We start from the raw sequence: 18884 nt of genomic DNA, 5'->3' as shown, positions 1-18884 counted from the left end.
CAGAAAGCCCACTCTCCACAAAAAGCCCACTCTCCACAAAAAGCCTACTCTTCACAGAAAGCCCCCTAGCCACAGAAAGCCCGCAAGCCTGATAGACTCCCCCTCGCCCTTCCTTCGCTGTGAGCTTCCACCATGCTCCATGTGTTGTTCAGCGTTTATTTGAAGATGCTGGTGCTGTACAGCCCCTTCTTCGTCCTGTCCTGCTTTATCAGCCTGACCCGCGGCTATTCCAGCAAGGAACGGCGGCGCCTGGCCTGGAAGGTCGCCCTGGCGACGCTGGTGTCGAGCGTGTTGCTCTACCTGTTTGGCCGGGTAATTTTCAGTGTGTTTGGCATCACCGTGGACGCCTTTCGCATCGGCGCCGGCAGTGTGTTGTTCATTTCGGCCCTGGGCATGGCCCAAGGCAAGTCAGCGGTGCAGACCGACAATGTGCAGCAGGACGTGACCATCGTCCCCCTGACCATTCCCCTGACCGTCGGCCCGGGCACCATCGGCGCACTGCTGGTGATGGGGGTCAGCCAGCCCCATTGGGACGACAAGTTCATGGCGATTCTCAGCATTGCCCTGGCCAGCCTGACGGTAGGCGTGGTGCTGTACCTGTCCAATCGGATCGAACGCATCCTTGGTGACCAGGGCCTGCAGATTGTCAGCCGCCTGATGGGCCTGTTCGTGTGCGCGCTGGCCGCGCAGATCATCTTTACCGGGATACGCGGTTATCTGGTGCCCTGAGGCAGCGGTCAAATCCGGTATTGGACTATGGCCTTCAAGACCTTGTCGCCTGCACTCCTGCGCAACTGGTTGAGGGTTGCCTCATTGACCACCGCCGGGTTGAGCATCAGGCAGGTCTGACCACTGAAGGCTTCGACCGTGGAGCTGTCCCATTCGAAAAACGGGATGCCCAGTTTCTTGCTGACGCCCTGGGCGCTGTAGGTCACTAAAATCATCAGCACTTCGCCATCAACTTCAGAACAGGACGCCAGGCCAAAGTCACCGCCTTCATGGGTGACAATGTTGCGCTTGAACAGATCAAACGGTGCCGCCGCCTGCTTCAGCGCGTCGAAGGCATCCGCCGCCAACTTGGGCAACGCCATGGCCAACGGGCCTGCAAGGGAGGTCGAGGCCACGGTGGACGTGATGATATTGAGCGCCGCCATCTGCACCGTCAGGCCTTTCCTTGAGGTTGTTACCCGCTCGAAACTGCTGCGTATCGGCAACCACCCCAGGCTGGTCATGACCTTGATGAACTCGTCATACCAGTCCTGGCTGCCGCGCTTCACTTTCAGCACTTCACTCACATAGCTGCTGGCCAACAGGTAACTCTTGCGGGTGTATTCCTTGTTGAGATGGCTCATGCCCGCGACAAACGAGAACACACTGTTGTTAATCACCGCACCATTGAGGTCAACCTGTGCCTCGGCGGGTAATTGCGATCCCGACGACTGCGCGCTCACCGGTAAACGGTAGGCGGCAATCAACTTGCTCTTTTTCGCCACATTGATTCGTTTATGTTTTCTCTCCATGAATGTATCTCCACAAAAACCCACACGGGTCTACTGCCAACACTAGCCGGCCCAGACGTTTTTTTTCAGGGCCCTGGGCAGAGCAGAAAGCCGTGCGCAAAAAACACCCGTCAGCGCCAGCTCCCGCAAACACTGGGCAGGGCGCCAAGCCTGATAAAGCGCAGGTTTGCTTTCTGTAACGGTAAGGCGAGAAACCGTGACTGGTGTGTCGAAACAGCCCCATTGGATACGGAAATGTCGCCGCGGGGGGCTGGCCTTTTCATACCCGGCAGCGGCCCCCTTGCGGGGCCGCTGTTGCATCAGCAGATTGGCCTCTCACCGTACCAGCGCGGCGTGTATACCCACTCACCACCGCCCAGCCGCGGGAACGCGCAGGTGGTGGACGAACCGATCAGCACCATGGTGCGCATGTCCACCTGGTCCGGTGTGAGTTGGCCCAGGGTGAGGGTGCGCAGCGTCTGCCCGGGGCGACCAATATCACGCCCCAACACCACGGGCGTTGCGGCGACACGGTGCTGGGCGACGATTTCCAGGGCGCGTCCCAATTGCCATGGGCGCGAACGGGAGATGGGGTTGTAGAACGCCAGGGCCAGGTCGGCCTGGCATGCCAGGTCCAGGCGTTTTTCGATGATGGACCAGGGCTTGAGGTTGTCCGACAGCGACATCACGCAGAAGTCATGCCCCAGCGGCGCACCCGCCTGGGCCGCCGTGGCGAGGGAGGCCGAGACCCCCGGCAGGATTTCCAGCTCGACCCGCTGCCAGGCCGGGTCGCTGGACTCATGCAGCGCCTCCAGCACCGCCGCAGCCATGGCGAATACACCAGGGTCGCCAGAAGACACCACCACCACCGAACGACCCAGGGCCGCCAGCTCGAAGGCGTGCCGCGCCCGCTGCATCTCTTCTCGGTTGTCGGTGCAGTGCTGCACCTGGTCGGCACGAAACGGCCCGGCCATGCGCACATAGGTTTCGTAGCCCAGCACATCGGTGCAACGCGCCAGTTCGGCCTTGACCGCCGGCACCATCAGTTCGGCAGCGCCAGGGCCCAGGCCGATCACGGCGAGACGGCCACGGGGGCGGCCCAGTTGCGCCAGGTCCACCGGCGCAGCAGCGCAATGGATGACGATATCCGGCCCAGCCGCCAACGCGCAGAACCGCAGTGGCACGCCCAGTTCCAGCGCCGCTTCATGCAATTGGCCGCTGGCCATGTCGGCCTCATCGGCCAACAGGCATGCCAGCGACTGCACAGCGATGCCGTCCTGCCGCAACGCCTGGCGAACCCGTGCAGCCAGTTCGGCGCCCGGGCGGCAGGCGACCCAGGTGTTCTTCGGATAGATCAGCAACTCGTTGGCCGCTGGCGCACGTTCGGCACTGCCAACATGGATGCTCAGGCGCGCCTGCTGATCCTGCGGCAGATTGGCCTGGTCCAACCACGGTGCCGCGCCTTCGATACGCACCTGCTCACCGGCCAGCAGATCCGAGACAAAGCGCTTGCCCAGTTCAAGGTCGGCCAGTTGATAGCCCTGGGGTGGGTTGAGCAGGCAGGTGCCAAAACGCAGCTCGCCACTGGTGGTAATCGCGGCAGCCACGCCCAGGGCCGCCGCGATTTCCCGCGCCATGCCATTGACCCCACCCAGGCCACCGAGCAACGGCACCACCGCGCTGCCGTCTTCAGCGACAGCCAGCACCGCAGGCTCCTCGCCTTTTTCCAGCAACAGTGCGGCCAACGTGCGGATCACAATGCCTGCCGCGCACAGGGCAATGATCGGCGTGCCCTGCTGATACAACTGGCGCAGGGTCGCGCCAAATTCGCTGTAGGTCTGGTCTGCAACGTCCACCCGACCGGCCAAGCCGTGGATCTGCGCGCCGGGGTACACCTGCTGGATACTGCGGGCCGTGGCCAGGCTGCCCTGGCCGAGGATTACGATCGCCGGCGTCATCACCCTTGCCACCTTTCACCCGGCACGATGATCAACGAGAAATACGGCGACGACATGGGTTCGACCTGATCCAGCGCGACGATTTTCTGGTTGGCCATAGTGGCGCGCTCGACATACAGCGCACGCCCGGCCAGCCCCAGTTCCTCAAGCACCTGGCGCACCTTGGTGAAGTTGCGCCCCAGCTTCATGATCACCGCCGCATCGGCATCCGCCAGGCGCCGCTTGAGTTCGTCATGGGGCAGCACCCCGGACAAGACCGACAGGCTCTGGTTGCGATACACCAACGGCGCGCCCAGCACCGAAGCGCCGCCGAGCATCGAACACACGCCGGGGATGACCTGGGCGTCGTAGCGCTCGGCGAGGCGGTCATGCAGGTACATGTAGGAGCCGTAGAAGAACGGGTCGCCTTCGCAGATCACCGCCACATCACGCCCGGCATCCAGGTGCGCGGCCACGTCGACGCTGGCGGCGTCGTAGAAATCGCTGATCACCTGCTCATAGGACAGCGGCGCCGGCAAGGCTTCGGTGGTCACCGGGTACACCAGCGGCATCAGCGTCTGCTGGGGCACCAGATGCTCTTCGATAATGCCAAACGCATTGCCTTTCTTGCCCTTGGCGACGAAGTAAGCCACCACCGGCGACTCGCGCAGCAGGCGCAGGGCCTTGAGGGTGATCAGTTCCGGGTCGCCGGGGCCGACGCCCAGGCCGATCAAACGTCCACGCGCCTGCATCATTCGACCTCCGTGGCCAGGGCGTTGACCGCCGCAGCGGCCATCGCACTGCCGCCCAGACGGCCCTGCATGATCACAAACGGCACGCCACGGCTGTCTGCGGCGAGCATCGCCTTGGACTCGGCGGCGCCGACAAAACCCACCGGGAAACCGAGGATCAGCGCCGGCTTGGGTGCGCCGGCATCAAGCATTTCCAGCAGGTAGAACAAGGCGGTGGGCGCATTGCCGATCACCACCACACTGCCGGCAAGGTGCGGGCGCCACAGTTCCAGGGCGGCAGCGGAACGGGTGTTGCCCAACTCCAGCGCCAGCTGCGGCACGCTGTCGTCGCGCAATGTGCAGATCACTGGGTTGTTGGCCGGCAGGCGTGCCCGGGTCACGCCTTCGGAGACCATCCGCGCATCACACAGGATCGGCGCGCCAGCGGCCAAGGCATCACGCCCGGCCTTGCCGGCGCCTTCGGAGAACTGCAGACCGTCGATGGCCTCGACCATGCCGCAGGCGTGAATCACCCGCACGGCGAGTTTTTCCAGGTCGGCCGGGATGCGATCAAGCTTGGCCTCTGCGCGAATGATCGCAAAGGAGTTGCGATAGATCTCCTGACCGTCGCGGATGTAATCAATCATCGGTGTTGCTCCGTGGACGGGCACGCAACACGGCGCCCGCCGCTTCAATAGAAAGGTTGTGCGCGTGCAGGCGGCCGAAACCCGGCTGGCCTGCATCGCGAAAATAGAGGTCGTAGTGCCCAACGCCCACCGCCAGCAAGGTGACCGGGGCAATGTGCGCCGCAGCGCAGGTGCGTGGGCAGCCAGACAGGTGCACGTCAAGGCCCTGGCCGTGGTCCTGGAGCAGCGTGGCCAGGTGCAAGGCGTCGGCCTTGGTGTCGGCCTGGGCCTTGGCGCAACCACTGGAGCCGGTGCAGGCAATCATCCGCGCCAGGGCCTGGTCAGCCGAACAAAGAAAGCCCAACTGCGCCAGGCCTTCAGTCACGCGGGTCGCGGCGTCCGGCGCCAGGTTGGGCAGCAACAAGCCCTGCCACGGGGTGAAGCGCAATGTGCCGTCGCCATGGTCGAGGGCCAGTTGCGCGGCGCCACGCAGCATGCCCGAGTCCAGCCGCCCCAATGGCGTGACCGCAGCCACGTAGCACAGCTGGGGTTGGCGCTGTGGATAAGTCCCCAGGCGCAAGCTGCTCGCACTGGCACGGCGACGATAGCCATCGGCGGCTAGCAAGGGCAGGTGCAAACGCCCGACAACGTTATCCACAGACGTTTGCGTGAGCAGGTCACGCATGCGGTTCTGGTCGGGCCGGGCCAGGTCGAGAAACCGCTCCAGCACCGCGACGACCAGGTCATGCCCTTGGTCCACGGGGACAGCGGCCAGCGGCAGGTCGCGCGCGGGGCAGCCGGCCAGGCCGAACGCCAACAGTGTCTGGCCCTGCGCTGCATAGGCCGACAACCACAGGTCGTGATGATGTTCGAGCATCGCCAGGGCCTCACCGCCATCCAGTTGCACGGCGAACTTGGCCGACAACTCATGAAACCGTGGATGGGCTTGCAGGGTGGCGAGGATCTGGTCCGCCAGGGGCCGGGTGTCCAGCAGCATGGCGCGGTCGATGCCAGCGCCGGGGCTGAGCATCACATTGCGTACGTCATCGCCGCCGGCGGTGGTCGGGCCCAGGCCCGCGTCCAGCAGGTGCGTGATCAAGCCATCATGCTGCGGGCCAATGCCGCGAATCTGCAGGTTGGCGCGGTTGGTCGCCTCGATCACCCCGCCGGCGTAAGCCTGCGCGGCGTGCGCCACGGCCAAGGCCTGCGCAGCGCTAATGGCCCCACCGGCCAATTTGATCCGGCAAATCCCGCCATCCAACGCCTGGACAATGCGCAGCAACCCCGGGCAACCCGAGGGGCGTTTGCTGCTGGACAGAGGAAGTGGCTTCACGGGGGCTACCGGTTCACGGGTAAAGGCGCGGTATTATGCCTGCTTTGTCCGGCGGCATGAAAAGCCTGCCCGTCGGATGTCGTTCAAGGAATCAATATGTCGCCCTGGCTGACGGTAGTAGGCATCGGTGAAGACGGCTTCAAGGGCCTGGGCAGAAATGCCCGGCATGCTCTGTTGCGCGCCTCTCGTATCATTGGCGGCCAGCGCCAACTGGATTTGCTGCCGGTGTGCATCCGCGCTGAGCGCGAGTTGTGGCCCAGCCCGTTTTCCCTGGAACCGCTGCTGGCGCGGCGCTTTGAGCCGATATGCGTGCTGGCCAGCGGCGACCCGATGTTCTACGGCGTCGGCGCCAGCCTGGCGCGGCAGGTGGCGGCGGATGAGCTGCTGATCCTGCCGGCGCCCTCATCCGTGTCGCTGGCGGCAGCACGCCTGGGCTGGCCGCTGCAGGATGTGGTGACACTGTCGGTAGTCGCCCGCCCGGTGGCCGCGCTCAATGCCCATCTGGCCAGCGGTGTGCGCTTGCTGGTGTTGAGCAACGACGGCCAGAGCCCGGCCGCTATCGCCGCACTGTTGCGCAACAGCGGTTTTGGCCCGAGCCGTCTGAGTGTGTTTGAACACCTCGGTGGCAGCGCTGAACGGCGCATTGATGGCAACGCCGAAAGCTGGCAAGACCTGCCGATTGCCGCGCTGAACCTCGTCGCCATCGACTGCCTCGCCGACGCCAATAGCCCACGCCTGTCGCGCCTGGCCGGCCTGCCGGATGCGGCCTTCAAGCATGACGGCCAACTGACCAAGCGCGACGTGCGTGCCATGACCCTCGCGCGCCTTGCCCCCTGCCCCGGCGAACTGCTGTGGGATGTGGGCGCGGGCAGCGGCTCCATCGGCATCGAATGGATGCGCGCCCACCCCAGTTGCCGCGCCCTGGCGATTGAAGCCGACGCCAGTCGCCAGCAGTTGATCGAACACAACCGCGATGCCCTCGGCGTGCCCGGCCTGCAATTGATTCGCGGCAGCGCGCCCCAGGCCCTTGCGGGGCTGGAAGCGCCCGATGCGATCTTCATCGGCGGCGGTGTGACCCGCGACGGCGTGCTCGACACCTGCTGGCAACACCTGCGCCCGGGTGGGCGACTGGTGGCCAATGCCGTGACCCTGCAAAGTGAAATGACCTTGATGAACTGGCGCGCACAACACGGCGGCGAACTGACCCGCATCCATGTGGCCCAGGCCCAGCCCCTGGGCGAATTCGACACCTGGCGCCAGGCGCTGCCCATCACCCTGCTGGAAGTGATCAAGCCGCTATGAAGCGCATCCTGCTGCTGGGCGGCGTGACTGAAGCCCTGGCCATCGCCCGCACCCTGGGCCCGCGCCATATCTACAGCCTGGCCGGGGTCGGCCGGGTGCCCAGCGACCTAGTATGTCGGGTGCGCGTCGGTGGTTACGGCGGCGCCGAGGGGTTGGCGCAGTTTGTCCGCGCCGAAAACATCAACCTGATCCTCGACGCCACTCACCCCTACGCCGCACAGATCAGCGCCAACGCCGCCCAAGCCGCACAAATGTGCAATATCCCCTGCTGGGCCCTGCGCCGCCCCGCCTGGCAGCCACAACCTGGCGATGACTGGCGCGAAGTGCGCGACTGGGCCGGGCTGATCGAGGCCTTGCAACCCTTCCAACGCCCGCTGTTCACCCTGGGCCGCGAACCGCTGCAACACCTCGACGAAATCCCCGCCGGGCAGTTCTGGACCTTGCGCGCACTGGACACCTACCCCGGCAACGAACGCTGCGAAGTAATCGGCGCCCGTGGGCCGTTTTTGCTCGAGGATGAACGGGCGTTGTTCGAACGCCGGCAGATCGATGTATTGATCAGCAAGAACAGCGGCAGCAGCGCCACCGAACCCAAGCTGCAAGTGGCCCGCGAGCTCGGCGTGCCGGTGCTGGTCTTGCAGCGGCCGGTGTTGGCGGGGGTGGATCGGGAGTTTTTGACGCCCCAAGAAACACTCACAGCGTTGGCAAGTTTCACTCAATAAGTCAGGATCACCCGCTTGCTTGATTAGTAACCTATTTGTTACCTTTGGGGCGAGCGATGATTGAGATTGAGGAATATAAACGCGACAAAAAACTGGAACAAAAGAGGTAGCCAGCATGGCACTTACCCGCAGTTATAAACTCACGATTGCCGAAGCCGCTCAGCGCGACCCAGAGTTTGCCCAGGCACTCCTCGACGAGGCTGCTACGCTATTTCTCAACGGTGAGCCAGAATTGTCCCGCATCATTCTGCGCGACCTGGTCAACGCCACTGTAGGTTTTGAGAGTTTGGCAAGGGAGACGGCCAAACCGAGCAAAAGCTTGCATCGCATGCTTTCGGCCCATGGCAACCCAAGCATGGATAACCTGGCTGCGATTTTTGCGGTACTGCGAAAAGGACTTGGCGTTGATATGCAGGTTCATGGCGTTCCCGCCGCATAACTTGACATCACTGCGACACCAAACCACACCGCCACTTTTTACTTATGCCCCCCGATCAGGCTAAATACCCACCTGATCGCTTAACCCTACGGATTGTCCGCCATGGCCCGTCAACGCTTTGCATTTGCCTGGATCGCCTGCCTTGCAGTGCTGTTCAACGCGTTTGCCATGCCGATGGCCGGGGCGATGCAGCAGGGTCAGAGCCCTGCAGAGCAATTGCTGTGGGGCAGTTTCTGCTCCTCCAATGGCAGCAAGTTGGTGGCGATCTCCCTGGGCAAGCTGGATATACCGGCGCCGCAGCAGGACGAGCATTCCTCCATGCAGCATTGCTGGTGCTGCTCGGGCTCGCCGCCGCTGCTGGCACTGGGGCATGTGCCGCAGTTGTATCTCACACGGATCGACCCGGCCCCTGGCCTGCCAGCACCCGCCCTGCAAGCCCCGACTCCGCGCCAGCAATGGCCGAGCCTCAACCCACGCGCCTCTCCTGCCGTTTGATCACTTCGCAATTGAACTGCGTTTGAATCGTTCTGGAGAACTGCCATGCTCAAATCTTCCCTGCTTCTGGCGGCCTTGCTGCTGCCTGTGTTCAGTGCTGCCAATGCCGAGGACTACAAGGCCGGCGACTTGCTGGTCAGCGATCCCTGGTCCCAGGAATTGCCGCCCAATGCGCAGACGGTGGCCGCGTACTTTGTGATCCATAACCAGGGTGACGCCCCGGACCGCCTGCTCAGCGTCGATACGCCAGTAGCGGCCAAGGCCGAGCTGCATGAACACGTCATGCAGGGCGACTTGATGAAAATGCAACAGGTGCTCAGCGTGGCCGTGCCGTCCAAGGGCGAGCTGACCTTCGCACCGATGGCCTATCACGTGATGCTCCTGGACCTTAAGGATCGCAGCCAGTTGCGCGACGGCCAGCACTTCCCCCTGACCCTGAACTTCGAAAAGGCCGGGCCGGTAAAAGTGGAAGTCTCGGTACAAAAAGTACCGCCGATGGCCGGCCACGAGCACAAGCACGCCCAGTAATCACCCCAGGCCGCTCCCCATGGGTGCTCCCGCCAACAGGTCAACCACGCGCCGCCGCCAGCCCCTGAAGCTGGCGCGCGGCAGCTGGATCAGCCTGTTCGCCATGCTGATGATCTTTATCGGACCGCTGATTTCCCAAGCGATGCCGATGGATCATCACGCCGGCATGTCCATGCAAATGTCCATGGACGACACCTGCCATGCCGCGCCAAAGCATCCCGCCGAGCACACCAAGACTCCCGCCGCCGACCACGTCATGTGGGAGAAATGCGGCTATTGCAGCCTGTTGTTCAGTTGCCCGGCCCTGCCGGGCAGTGTTTCATTCGTGGCCCTTGGCACCCCACCACCGGCCAACGCCCTCACCCCTGCAACGCGCCTGGGCCATGCCCGGCAGAGCATTTTCCCTGGCGCGCGCAGCCGCGCACCGCCCAGTCAGTCGTAAACCGCCAATAACACACAACTTCGCACGGCCGCCTTCACACAGACAGCCGCAGGCTGCTGGCCGTGTTGTTTACGACTGATTGATGGAATTTTTCATGTCCAGGTTTCCTGCTGACACCCGTATGGGATGTACCCCCGTGCTCGCCGTTTTGTGCGGCGCACTCTTGGCCCCACAGGCGTATGCCGACGACCACGCCGAACACCACAACGAGCTCAGCCCGACGGTGATTACCGGCGTTGCCCCAAGCTCCCCACTGACCATCGTCACCAACCCCAAGGACCCACGCCAGCCGGTGCCGGCCAGTGACGGCGGCGACTACCTCAAGACCATCCCAGGCTTCGCCCTGGTGCGCAACGGCGGCACCAATGGCGACCCGGTGCTGCGCGGCATGTTCGGCTCACGCCTGAATATCCTCACCAACGGCAGCATGATGCTCGGCGCCTGCCCTGGCCGCATGGACGCGCCCACCTCCTATATCTCACCGGAAACCTACGACAAGCTCACCGTGATCAAAGGCCCGCAAACCGTACTCTGGGGCCCTGGCGCCTCGGCCGGCACGGTGCTGTTCGACCGCGAGCCGGAGCAGTTCGGCGAACTGGGCACGCGGGTCAACGCCAGCATCCTCGCCGGCTCCAACGGGCGTTTCGACAAAGTGCTGGATGCCGCCGCCGGTGGCTCGCTGGGGTATATCCGCGTGATCGGCAACCAGGCCCACGCCGATGACTACAAGGACGGCAACCACGACACCGTCGCCTCACGCTACGACAAATGGAATGGCGACGTCGCCCTCGGCTGGACCCCGGACGCCGACACCTTGCTGGAACTCACCGCCGGCCGTGGCGATGGTGAAGCGCGCTACGCCGGACGTGGCATGGATGGCTCGCAGTTCCTGCGCGAAAGCCTCGGCCTGCGTTTCGAGAAGTCCAATATCGGCGAGGTACTCGACAAGGTCGAAGCCCAGGTCTACTACAACTACGCCGACCATGTGATGGACAACTACAGCCTGCGCACGCCCTCGGGCACCGGGATGATGGCCGGGCCCATGGCATCCAACGTCGACCGCCGCACCCTCGGCGCGCGGATCAAGGCCACCTGGCGTTGGGCCGACGTGCAACTGATCAGCGGCATCGACGCCCAGACCAACGAGCACCGCCAGCGCAGCAGCGCGGGTGTCGACACCTACAAGAACCTGCCCCGCAACAAGGACGCCGACTTCCATAACTATGGCGTGTTTGGCGAGTTGACCTGGTACGCCGCCGACAACGACCGGCTGATTACCGGCGCCCGCCTGGATCGCGCCTCGGCCAAGGATTACCGCCAGCGCACCGGCAGCGGCATGATGAGCCGCGCCAACCCTACCGCCGGCGACACCCGTGCCGACACGCTGCCGTCCGGTTTCGTACGTTATGAACATGACTTGGCCGACAGCCCGACGACCCTCTACGCCGGCCTCGGCCACGCCGAACGCTTCCCGGACTACTGGGAGCTGTTCTCCCCCGGCAAGGGCCCAGCGGGTTCGCTGAATGCCTTCGATGCGGTCAAGCCAGAGAAAACCACGCAGTTGGACTTCGGCCTGCAATACAAGACAGCCGAGCTGGAAGCCTGGGCCTCCGGCTATGTCGGCCAGGTGCGTGACTACATCCTGTTCAACTACACCCCAGGGATGATGGGCATGACTTCCCAGGCACAGAACATCGATGCGCGGATCATGGGCGGTGAATTGGGCGCCGCCTACAAGCTGACCTCCAACTGGAAAGCCGACGCCACCCTGGCCTATGCCTGGGGCAAGAACAGCAGCGACGGCAAGGCCCTGCCGCAAATGCCGCCGCTGGATGCGCGCTTCGGCCTGACCTACAGCGAAGACGACTGGAGTGCCGGCGCCTTGTGGCGTGTGGTCGCAGCGCAGAACCGCATCGATCAGAACAAAGGCAACGTGGTCGGCAAGGACTTCGCCAAGAGCGGTGGCTTTGGCGTGTTCTCCCTTAACGCCGCGTACCGCATCAACAAAAACTTCAAGGTCAGCACCGGCGTCGACAACCTGTTTGGCAAGGCCTACGCCGAGCACCTGAACCTGGCCGGCAACGCCGGGTTCGGCTACCCGGCCAACGACCCACAAGCCATCAATGAACCGGGGCGCACGCTCTGGACCAAGGTCGACATGAGCTTCTAGCCACAACCGTTGTAGGAGCGAGCTTGCTCGCGAAGAACGTGAACGATGACGCGGTAAATCAGACTCAACGCGGCAACTTCAGGCTTTTCGTGAGCAAGCTCGCCCCTACACGTCATGCACAAAAATAACGTCCTTGCGGAGCACCCTGATGAACCCTCCAAAGATTTCCTTCTACAACCTGGCCTGGCGCTGGCATTTCTACGCCGGGCTGTTTGTCGCCCCCTTCATGGTGTTGCTGGCAGTGACCGGCATCATCTACCTGTTCAAGCCCCAGCTTGACCCGCTGATGTACGGCCAACTGCTCAACGTGCAACCTGCCGCGCACGTCCTCAGCGCCGACGAGCAACTGCAGCGGGCCAAGGCCGCCTATCCACACGCCACCCTCAGCAAATACCTGCCGCCCGTGGACGCCAGCAGCAGCGCGCAGTTTGTCCTGCACAACGCAGGCAACGAGCTGACTGTTTTTGTCGACCCTTATCGCGGCAGCGTGCTCGGCGAGCAGGACGCGACCTACAACCTGCAAGCCATCGTTCGTGCGTTGCATGGTGAATTGATGATCGGCACCACGGGCGATCGCCTGATTGAACTCGCCGCCGGCTGGGGGGTGATGCTGGTGGTGTCCGGCCTGTACCTGTGGTGGCCGCGCGGTCGCTCTGCTGCCGGGATTCTGTGGCCGCGCCTGGGCAGTCGCGGGCGCCTGTTCTGGCGCGACCTGCATGCCGTCACCGGGTTCTGGGGCGCGGCGTTTCTGCTGCTGATGATCCTCAGCGGCATGACCTGGACCGGCTTCTGGGGCAAACAGTACGCCGACCTGTGGAACCGCTTCCCGGCGGCGATGTGGAACGACGTGCCGCAGTCCGATCAACAGGCCCGCAGCCTCAACACCGCGACGCAGCAGACCGTGCCCTGGGCCATGGAAAACACCCCCATGCCCGTGTCCGGCGAGCATGCCGAACACATGCAGCATGGCGGCATGCACCACGGCCCCGCCGCGCCCTCGATCAGCCTGCAACAGGTGGTGGACCTGGCCACCGCACGCCAGGTCGAGCCGGGCTACAGCATCACCTTCCCGACCACGGCCACGGGCGTATTCACCATCGCCGTGTTCGCCAACGACCCGCGCAATGACGCGACCCTGCATGTGGACCAATACACCGGCAAGGTCCTCGCCGATGTGCGTTGGCAGCACTACAACACCGTAGCGCGGGTCACCGAGTCCGGGGTGATGCTGCACGAGGGCAAGATGTTCGGCGTGGTCAACCAGATCATTGTGCTGCTGGTGTGCCTGATGATTCTGCTGAGTGCGGTCAGCGGCGTGGTGATCTGGTGGAAACGTCGGCCACAGGGTGGCCTGGGGGTTCCGCCATTGCGCCATGACCTGCCGAAGTGGAAAACCGCCATGGTGATCATGCTGGCCCTGGCGATCATTTTCCCGCTGGTCGGCGCGTCGTTGCTGGTGGTGTGGGTGTTGGATCGGCTGGTGCTGGCGCGCCTTTTCAAGCAACGTGAGTCGGCCTCATCTTCTGCATGAGGTAGGCGAGATGCCCTACATAGAGACGTTATGTAGTCTTACGCGGGCTTTCATCCCAAACGTAAGAAGTGTTAACTTATAACACTTACTGCACCGTCCCCACTCGCCGCGCCCAGCGGCGAGTATCGTCTCGAAGAAGCGATCTGTCGTCCGATGAACAAGTACCTTGCCAGCGGCCTGTGCCTGCTTGCCTTGCAAAACAGCGCCCAGGCCCTGACCCTGCCCGCCAGCCCCGTGACCGCCCCGGCGGTGGACAGCGAATATATCGACCTGAGCACTCCAACCACCGCCGGTTCGCGCCTGGGCCTCACCGCCCTGCAAACCCCCGGCAGTGTCGAAAGCCAGACCGGCACGCAGATCCGCGAACGGGGCGACGCCAGTGTGCAGGACGCAATCTCCCGTGCCACCGGCATCAGCCGCACCGGCACCCCGGGCGACGGCGGCACCTCGCTGCAAGCCCGTGGTTTTACCGGCCAGGGCTCGGTGATGCAGTTGTATGACGGCAACCGCCTGTACAACGGCATGGGCACCTCGACCTTCCCGGTCGACACCTGGGCGGTCGAGCGCGTGGACGTGCTGCGCGGCCCGGCCTCGGTGCTGTACGGTGAAGGCGCCACCGGCGCAGTGGTCAACACGATTTCAAAGAAGCCCTTCACTGGCGAGATCGAAAACCACATCCGCCTGGGCTACGGCTCCTATGATCGCCAGCAACAAGCCCTGGACAGCGGCGGTTCGCTGACCGACACCCTGAGCTATCGCCTGAACCTCAACCGCCTGCGCAGCCATGGCTTTATCGACCGTGGCGACTCGGCCAGCGATTTTGCCAGCGGCGCCCTGCGCTGGCAGGCCGCCGACAACCTGAGTTTCACCCTGGCCCACGACTACGGCGACCAGCGCCCACAGAACTACTTTGGTACACCGCTGCTCAACGGCCACTTGCACAAGGGCCTGCGCGACAAGAACTACAACGTCAGTAACGACACCCAGCATTACAACGACCAGTGGACGCGCCTGAGCAGCGAATGGCAGATCAACGATGCCGTCAGCGCGCGCAACGAGCTGTACTACCTCAAGGCCCAGCGCCGCTGGCAGAACGCCGAGAACTACAACTTCAGCGCCGGGCAACTGACCCGCAGCGGGTTCTTTGGCATCAAGCACAACCAGGAGCAGGTCGGCGATCGCCAGACCTTCACCTTCAAGCACACCCTGTTCGGCCTCGACAGCCAGACCGTGACCGGCGTGGAATACAACCGCATTCGCTTTCGCCTGGCCAGCAACTCACCGTTCAACGACGTAGTACCCACAGGCCAGCCCATCGATGTGAAACACCCGGCCCAGGCCCCTTTTGAAAGTGCCGATCCGTTCCTGCCGCTGTTCGCCACCACCACCAAGCAGTTCGCAGGCTTTGCCGAAAACCGCCTGCAACTGACCGACCAGCTCTCGCTGATCACCGGCATCCGTCGCGACTACGTGCACCTGGACCGCGATGAACTGCGCAGCGGTGAGCGCAGCGACAGGACCCTGACCGGCAACAACTGGAAGGCCGGCCTGGTGTTTGCCATCACTCCAGACACCTCGGTCTACGGCCAGTACGCCACCAGCACCGATGGCGTCGGCGGGTTGATCTCCCTGAGCTCAAGCCAGCAAGCGTTCGACCTGTCCACTGCCAAGCAGACCGAGATCGGTATCAAGCAGGCCTTCTGGGACCAGCGCGGCGAGTGGACCCTGGCGGCCTACCATATCGTCAAAAAGAAACTGCTGACCGATGTGCCGGGCAACCCGCAATACAAACAACAGGTAGGCCAGCAATCTTCGGACGGCCTGGAAGCCAGCCTCGACCTGCAACTGCCCCATGCCTGGCAACTGCAAGCCAATGCAGCCCTCGTGCGGGCGCAGTACGACGACTTCCAGCAGAATGTCGGCGGCGTACAGGTTTCACGCGATGGCAATCGCCCGGTGGACGTGCCGCGCCGCACTGCCAACCTGTGGCTGAGCAAGGCCGTGACCGAAGACATCCGCGCCGGTGCCGGCGTGCGTTATGTGGATGCGCGTTACGCCGACATGGCCAACCAGAACGAGCTGCCCAGCTACACCGTGGTCGATGCCAGCGTTTCGTGGAAAGCCCTGCGCAACACGACATTGGGCCTGCAATTGAATAACCTGTTCGACCGCACCTATGCCGTGAGCCAATACAATGACGGCCAGCAATGGATACTGGGGGAGCCGCGCTCGTTCTTTGTGACGGCCGACTACACCTTCTAACCCCCCCAATGTGGGAGCGGGCTTGCCCGCGATAGCGGCGGATCAGTCAAAGATGCATTTACTGACAGACCGCAATCGCGGGCAAGCCCGCTCCCACACTGGATCGCTGTTTGACTAGAGAGATTTGATGCCCACACTCCACCTCAACCACCTCGCCTGGTCCCCCCTGGGCCACGGCCACTGCCATCACCAGTTCCACCTGCGTGATGCCAGCCTGCAGGTGGGCGCCGGGGAGTTTGTCGGGCTGATCGGGCCCAATGGCAGCGGCAAGACCAGCCTGTTGCGCTGCGCCTATCGGTTCAGCAAACCCGAACAGGGCGAAGTGCACCTCGATCACCGGAACGTCTGGAAGCAACCTTCACGCTGGTGCGCCCAGCGCATCGCCGTGGTGTTGCAGGAATTCCCCGATGCCTTCGGCCTGCGGGTCGATGAAGTGGTCGCCATGGGCCGCACACCCCACAAAGGGTTGTTCGACAGCGATACGCCGCACGACCGCCAACTGATTCAACAGGCCCTCGAATCCGTCGGCCTGCTGGGCTTTGAGGACCACGCCTTCGCCACCCTTTCCGGCGGTGAAAAACAACGGGTGATCCTCGCCCGCGCCCTGGCCCAGCAACCGCAATTGCTGATCCTCGACGAGCCGACCAACCACCTCGACCCGCGCTACCAGCTTGAGCTGCTCAAGCTGGTCAAGCGCTTGCAGATCGGCACCCTGGCCAGCATCCACGACCTGAACCTGGCGGCGGCCTTCTGTGATCGCCTGTACGTGATCAACCACGGACGCATCGTCACCAGCGGTACGCCCCACGAAGTACTGACCGCCGAGTTGCTGCGCGAGGTCTTCGGTGTCGAGGCGCTGATCGATACCCATCCTTTGTCCGGCTACCCTCGAATCACCTGGATAACCCAACCATGATCCTGCGCTCCCTGCTCTCCCTCGCCCTGCTGCTGGGCACTGCCCAGGCATTTGCCGAAGCGACCCATTACCCGCTGAAAATCCAGAGCTGCAACCGCGAGGTGACGTTCAACCAGGCGCCCGAACACGCCGTCAGCCACGACATCAACATGACCCAGATGATGCTGGCCTTGGGGCTCAAGTCGCGCATGGTCGGCTACAGCGGCGTGACCGGCTGGAAAGCCGTGACCCCGCAAATGGCCCAGTTGCTCGACGGTCTGCCGGAGCTGGCGAGCAAGTACCCATCGGTGGAAACCCTGCTCAATGCCAACGTCGATTTCTTCTTCGCCGGCTGGGACTACGGCATGCGCGTAGGCGGCGACCTCACGCCGCAAACCCTGCAACCGTTGGGCATCAATGTGCTGGAGCTCACCGAGTCCTGTGCGTTTGTGATGAAGCGCCCGGCCGCGACCCTGGATGACACCTATAACGACCTGCGCAACCTGGGCAAGATCTTCGACGTGCAGGACCGCGCCAATGCCTTGATCGCACAGATGCAGGCACAGGTCGCCCAAGTGCAGAAAAACCTGCCGGCGGAAAAGCCCCGGGTATTTCTCTACGACAGTGGCGAAGACCGCGCCATGACTTCCGGGCGCCTGGGCATGCCGCAAGCGCTGATCGCGGCGGCGGGCGGGCGCAATATCCTCGATGACGTGGATGCCAGTTGGACCCGCATCAACTGGGAAACCGTGGTCGAGCGCAACCCACAGGTGATCGTGATCGTCGACTACAGCGAAATCAGCGCCGCGCAGAAGCAGCAGTTTTTGCTGGATAACCCAGCGCTGCAATCGGTGGACGCCATCAAGCACCAGCGCTTTATCGTGATTCCCTACGTGCAGGCCACGCCGGGCATCGACAACGTGCTGGCGGTTGAAACCCTGGCCAAGGGGTTCCACGGCCAATGATCGAGCGCCGCTATGCCCTGCTGCTGATTGCCCTTGGCGCGTTGTTGCTGGTCTCTTGCGTGGTGTCGCTGGGGTTCGGTCCGGCGCGGGTGCCGCTGGAGGTGGTGTGGCGGATTCTGTTGCACAAGGCAATGGGCATCGGCGAGGTGAGCTGGAGCGCCGGCCAGGAACATATCGTCTGGCTGATCCGCGTCCCGCGTATGCTCCTCGGCGCCCTGGTGGGCGCGGGCCTGGCATTGATCGGCGCGGTGCTGCAAGCGGTGACGCGCAACCCGCTGGCTGATCCTCACCTGCTGGGCGTGACCTCCGGCGCCACGTTGGGCGCGGTGATCGTGGTGCTGCATGTCGGTCAGCTCATCGGCTTGCTGACCCTGCCGCTGGCCGCGTTTATCGGCGCGCTGTTGAGCATGCTCGTGGTGCTGGCCGTGGCCAGTCGCAACGGCCGCCTGGAAAGTGATCGCCTGCTGCTGTGCGGCGTCGCGGTGTCGTTTGTGATGATGGCGGTGGCCAACCTGCTGCTGTTCATGGGCGACCATCGCGCGGCGTCGGCGGTGATGTTCTGGATGCTTGGCGGCCTGGGCCTGGCACGCTGGGAGCTGCTGGCCATTCCCGCTGTGGCGGTGCTGTGTGGGTTGCTCTTGCTGCAGGGCATGGCGCGCCCACTCAACGCGCTGATGGCCGGCGAACAAACCGCCGTCACCCTGGGCCTGAATGCGCGCACTGTACGCCTGAAGGTGTTCCTGATTGCGTCGCTGATGACCGGCGTGCTGGTGTCCGTCAGCGGCTCCATCGGCTTTGTCGGGCTGATGGTGCCGCACATTGCGCGGCGCCTGGTGGGCGCCGAGCATCGACGGTTGTTGCCGGTCTGCGGGTTGCTGGGCTGCCTGTTCCTGGTGTGGGTCGATGTCGCTGCACGCACCCTGATCGCCCCCGAGGATCTGCCTATCGGCGTGGCCACGGCGGCGATCGGTGGGCTGTTTTTCATTGGCCTGATGCGCAAGCGCTGA

Annotated in this window: 18 protein-coding genes; 13 read left to right on the top strand and 5 right to left on the bottom strand. The window is 63.7% G+C overall.

Translation table 11 applies throughout. The features are described 5' to 3' along the window. Window positions 1-132: 132 nt before the first annotated feature. Window positions 133-729: a type III secretion system genes modulator TspR gene (gene tspR / locus JTY93_RS02845; RefSeq protein ID WP_029297681.1), complete on the top strand. Its 597-nt coding sequence runs from the start codon at window positions 133-135 to the stop codon at window positions 727-729. A gap of 8 nt (window positions 730-737) precedes the next feature. Here the strand turns inward: tspR and JTY93_RS02840 are convergent, their stop codons facing one another. The 5 genes from JTY93_RS02840 to cobG form a co-directional block, all read right to left on the bottom strand. Beyond that, window positions 738-1520, bottom strand: coding sequence for a hypothetical protein (locus tag JTY93_RS02840; RefSeq protein WP_205477556.1), 783 nt, complete (start codon window positions 1518-1520; stop codon window positions 738-740). A 299-nt stretch (window positions 1521-1819) separates the two neighbouring features. Next, window positions 1820-3457, bottom strand: coding sequence for a precorrin-3B C(17)-methyltransferase (gene cobJ / locus JTY93_RS02835; RefSeq protein ID WP_205477555.1), 1638 nt, complete (start codon window positions 3455-3457; stop codon window positions 1820-1822). Further along, the gene (locus tag JTY93_RS02830; protein WP_370694595.1) at window positions 3457-4191 is read right to left on the bottom strand and encodes a precorrin-2 C(20)-methyltransferase; all 735 of its coding nucleotides are present in this window, start codon (window positions 4189-4191) and stop codon (window positions 3457-3459) included. Before JTY93_RS02830 ends, cobJ begins: the two co-directional genes overlap by 1 nt. Further along, window positions 4188-4814, bottom strand: coding sequence for a precorrin-8X methylmutase (locus JTY93_RS02825; RefSeq protein WP_205477554.1), 627 nt, complete (start codon window positions 4812-4814; stop codon window positions 4188-4190). Before JTY93_RS02825 ends, JTY93_RS02830 begins: the two co-directional genes overlap by 4 nt. After that, window positions 4807-6111, bottom strand: coding sequence for a precorrin-3B synthase (gene cobG / locus JTY93_RS02820; RefSeq protein WP_205477564.1), 1305 nt, complete (start codon window positions 6109-6111; stop codon window positions 4807-4809). The genes JTY93_RS02825 and cobG overlap by 8 nt, the downstream gene beginning before the upstream one ends. Window positions 6112-6222: 111 nt before the next feature. Here cobG and cbiE point away from each other — a divergent pair, with 111 nt between their 5' ends. The 12 genes from cbiE (at window position 6223) to JTY93_RS02760 (ending at window position 18884) form a co-directional block, all read left to right on the top strand. After that, entirely contained in the window at window positions 6223-7428 is a 1206-nt protein-coding gene (gene cbiE / locus JTY93_RS02815) for a precorrin-6y C5,15-methyltransferase (decarboxylating) subunit CbiE (RefSeq protein ID WP_205477553.1), read from the top strand. Next, window positions 7425-8150, top strand: a complete 726-nt coding sequence (locus JTY93_RS02810; RefSeq protein ID WP_205477552.1) for a cobalt-precorrin-6A reductase — start codon at window positions 7425-7427, stop codon at window positions 8148-8150. The genes cbiE and JTY93_RS02810 overlap by 4 nt, the downstream gene beginning before the upstream one ends. A gap of 115 nt (window positions 8151-8265) precedes the next feature. Next, window positions 8266-8589: a helix-turn-helix domain-containing transcriptional regulator gene (locus tag JTY93_RS02805; protein ID WP_169998427.1), complete on the top strand. Its 324-nt coding sequence runs from the start codon at window positions 8266-8268 to the stop codon at window positions 8587-8589. A 102-nt stretch (window positions 8590-8691) separates the two neighbouring features. Beyond that, window positions 8692-9084 (top strand): DUF2946 domain-containing protein, encoded by a 393-nt coding sequence (locus JTY93_RS02800; protein ID WP_205477551.1) that lies wholly within the window; start codon window positions 8692-8694, stop codon window positions 9082-9084. A 45-nt stretch (window positions 9085-9129) separates the two neighbouring features. Further along, window positions 9130-9612 (top strand): copper chaperone PCu(A)C, encoded by a 483-nt coding sequence (locus tag JTY93_RS02795; RefSeq protein ID WP_205477550.1) that lies wholly within the window; start codon window positions 9130-9132, stop codon window positions 9610-9612. A gap of 19 nt (window positions 9613-9631) precedes the next feature. Beyond that, window positions 9632-10054 (top strand): DUF2946 domain-containing protein, encoded by a 423-nt coding sequence (locus tag JTY93_RS02790; protein ID WP_205477549.1) that lies wholly within the window; start codon window positions 9632-9634, stop codon window positions 10052-10054. A 94-nt stretch (window positions 10055-10148) separates the two neighbouring features. Beyond that, window positions 10149-12224, top strand: coding sequence for a TonB-dependent copper receptor (locus JTY93_RS02785; RefSeq protein WP_205477548.1), 2076 nt, complete (start codon window positions 10149-10151; stop codon window positions 12222-12224). Window positions 12225-12372: 148 nt separating this feature from the next. Next, entirely contained in the window at window positions 12373-13755 is a 1383-nt protein-coding gene (locus JTY93_RS02780) for a PepSY-associated TM helix domain-containing protein (RefSeq protein ID WP_205477547.1), read from the top strand. A 153-nt stretch (window positions 13756-13908) separates the two neighbouring features. Beyond that, on the top strand, window positions 13909-16017 hold the full coding sequence (locus JTY93_RS02775) for a TonB-dependent receptor (protein WP_205477546.1): 2109 nt from the start codon (window positions 13909-13911) through the stop codon (window positions 16015-16017). Window positions 16018-16144: 127 nt separating this feature from the next. Then, the gene (locus tag JTY93_RS02770; protein ID WP_205477545.1) at window positions 16145-16933 is read left to right on the top strand and encodes an ABC transporter ATP-binding protein; all 789 of its coding nucleotides are present in this window, start codon (window positions 16145-16147) and stop codon (window positions 16931-16933) included. After that, window positions 16930-17877: an ABC transporter substrate-binding protein gene (locus JTY93_RS02765; RefSeq protein WP_205477544.1), complete on the top strand. Its 948-nt coding sequence runs from the start codon at window positions 16930-16932 to the stop codon at window positions 17875-17877. Before JTY93_RS02770 ends, JTY93_RS02765 begins: the two co-directional genes overlap by 4 nt. Further along, on the top strand, window positions 17874-18884 hold the full coding sequence (locus tag JTY93_RS02760) for a FecCD family ABC transporter permease (RefSeq protein ID WP_205477543.1): 1011 nt from the start codon (window positions 17874-17876) through the stop codon (window positions 18882-18884). The genes JTY93_RS02765 and JTY93_RS02760 overlap by 4 nt, the downstream gene beginning before the upstream one ends.

Origin of the sequence: Pseudomonas hygromyciniae, from assembly GCF_016925675.1 — a bacterium.
Classification (GTDB): domain Bacteria; phylum Pseudomonadota; class Gammaproteobacteria; order Pseudomonadales; family Pseudomonadaceae; genus Aquipseudomonas; species Aquipseudomonas hygromyciniae.
Note: the sequence above shows the minus strand (reverse complement) of the source record. Positions and strands in the feature narration are given on the sequence as shown.

What these genes read in the sequence shown, in the direction of transcription:
- JTY93_RS02795 (WP_205477550.1), top strand. Translation starts at nt 9,130, where the DNA reads ATGCTCAAATCTTCCCTGCTTCTGGCGGCCTTGCTGCTGCCTGTGTTC.
- JTY93_RS02770 (WP_205477545.1), top strand. Translation starts at nt 16,145, where the DNA reads ATGCCCACACTCCACCTCAACCACCTCGCCTGGTCCCCCCTGGGCCAC.
- cobJ (WP_205477555.1), bottom strand. Translation starts at nt 3,457, where the DNA reads ATGACGCCGGCGATCGTAATCCTCGGCCAGGGCAGCCTGGCCACGGCC.
- JTY93_RS02765 (WP_205477544.1), top strand. Translation starts at nt 16,930, where the DNA reads ATGATCCTGCGCTCCCTGCTCTCCCTCGCCCTGCTGCTGGGCACTGCC.
- JTY93_RS02825 (WP_205477554.1), bottom strand. Translation starts at nt 4,814, where the DNA reads ATGATTGATTACATCCGCGACGGTCAGGAGATCTATCGCAACTCCTTT.
- JTY93_RS02775 (WP_205477546.1), top strand. Translation starts at nt 13,909, where the DNA reads ATGAACAAGTACCTTGCCAGCGGCCTGTGCCTGCTTGCCTTGCAAAAC.
- JTY93_RS02760 (WP_205477543.1), top strand. Translation starts at nt 17,874, where the DNA reads ATGATCGAGCGCCGCTATGCCCTGCTGCTGATTGCCCTTGGCGCGTTG.
- JTY93_RS02810 (WP_205477552.1), top strand. Translation starts at nt 7,425, where the DNA reads ATGAAGCGCATCCTGCTGCTGGGCGGCGTGACTGAAGCCCTGGCCATC.
- JTY93_RS02800 (WP_205477551.1), top strand. Translation starts at nt 8,692, where the DNA reads ATGGCCCGTCAACGCTTTGCATTTGCCTGGATCGCCTGCCTTGCAGTG.
- JTY93_RS02840 (WP_205477556.1), bottom strand. Translation starts at nt 1,520, where the DNA reads ATGGAGAGAAAACATAAACGAATCAATGTGGCGAAAAAGAGCAAGTTG.
- JTY93_RS02830 (WP_370694595.1), bottom strand. Translation starts at nt 4,191, where the DNA reads ATGATGCAGGCGCGTGGACGTTTGATCGGCCTGGGCGTCGGCCCCGGC.
- JTY93_RS02785 (WP_205477548.1), top strand. Translation starts at nt 10,149, where the DNA reads ATGTCCAGGTTTCCTGCTGACACCCGTATGGGATGTACCCCCGTGCTC.
- cbiE (WP_205477553.1), top strand. Translation starts at nt 6,223, where the DNA reads ATGTCGCCCTGGCTGACGGTAGTAGGCATCGGTGAAGACGGCTTCAAG.
- JTY93_RS02805 (WP_169998427.1), top strand. Translation starts at nt 8,266, where the DNA reads ATGGCACTTACCCGCAGTTATAAACTCACGATTGCCGAAGCCGCTCAG.
- JTY93_RS02780 (WP_205477547.1), top strand. Translation starts at nt 12,373, where the DNA reads ATGAACCCTCCAAAGATTTCCTTCTACAACCTGGCCTGGCGCTGGCAT.
- tspR (WP_029297681.1), top strand. Translation starts at nt 133, where the DNA reads ATGCTCCATGTGTTGTTCAGCGTTTATTTGAAGATGCTGGTGCTGTAC.
- JTY93_RS02790 (WP_205477549.1), top strand. Translation starts at nt 9,632, where the DNA reads ATGGGTGCTCCCGCCAACAGGTCAACCACGCGCCGCCGCCAGCCCCTG.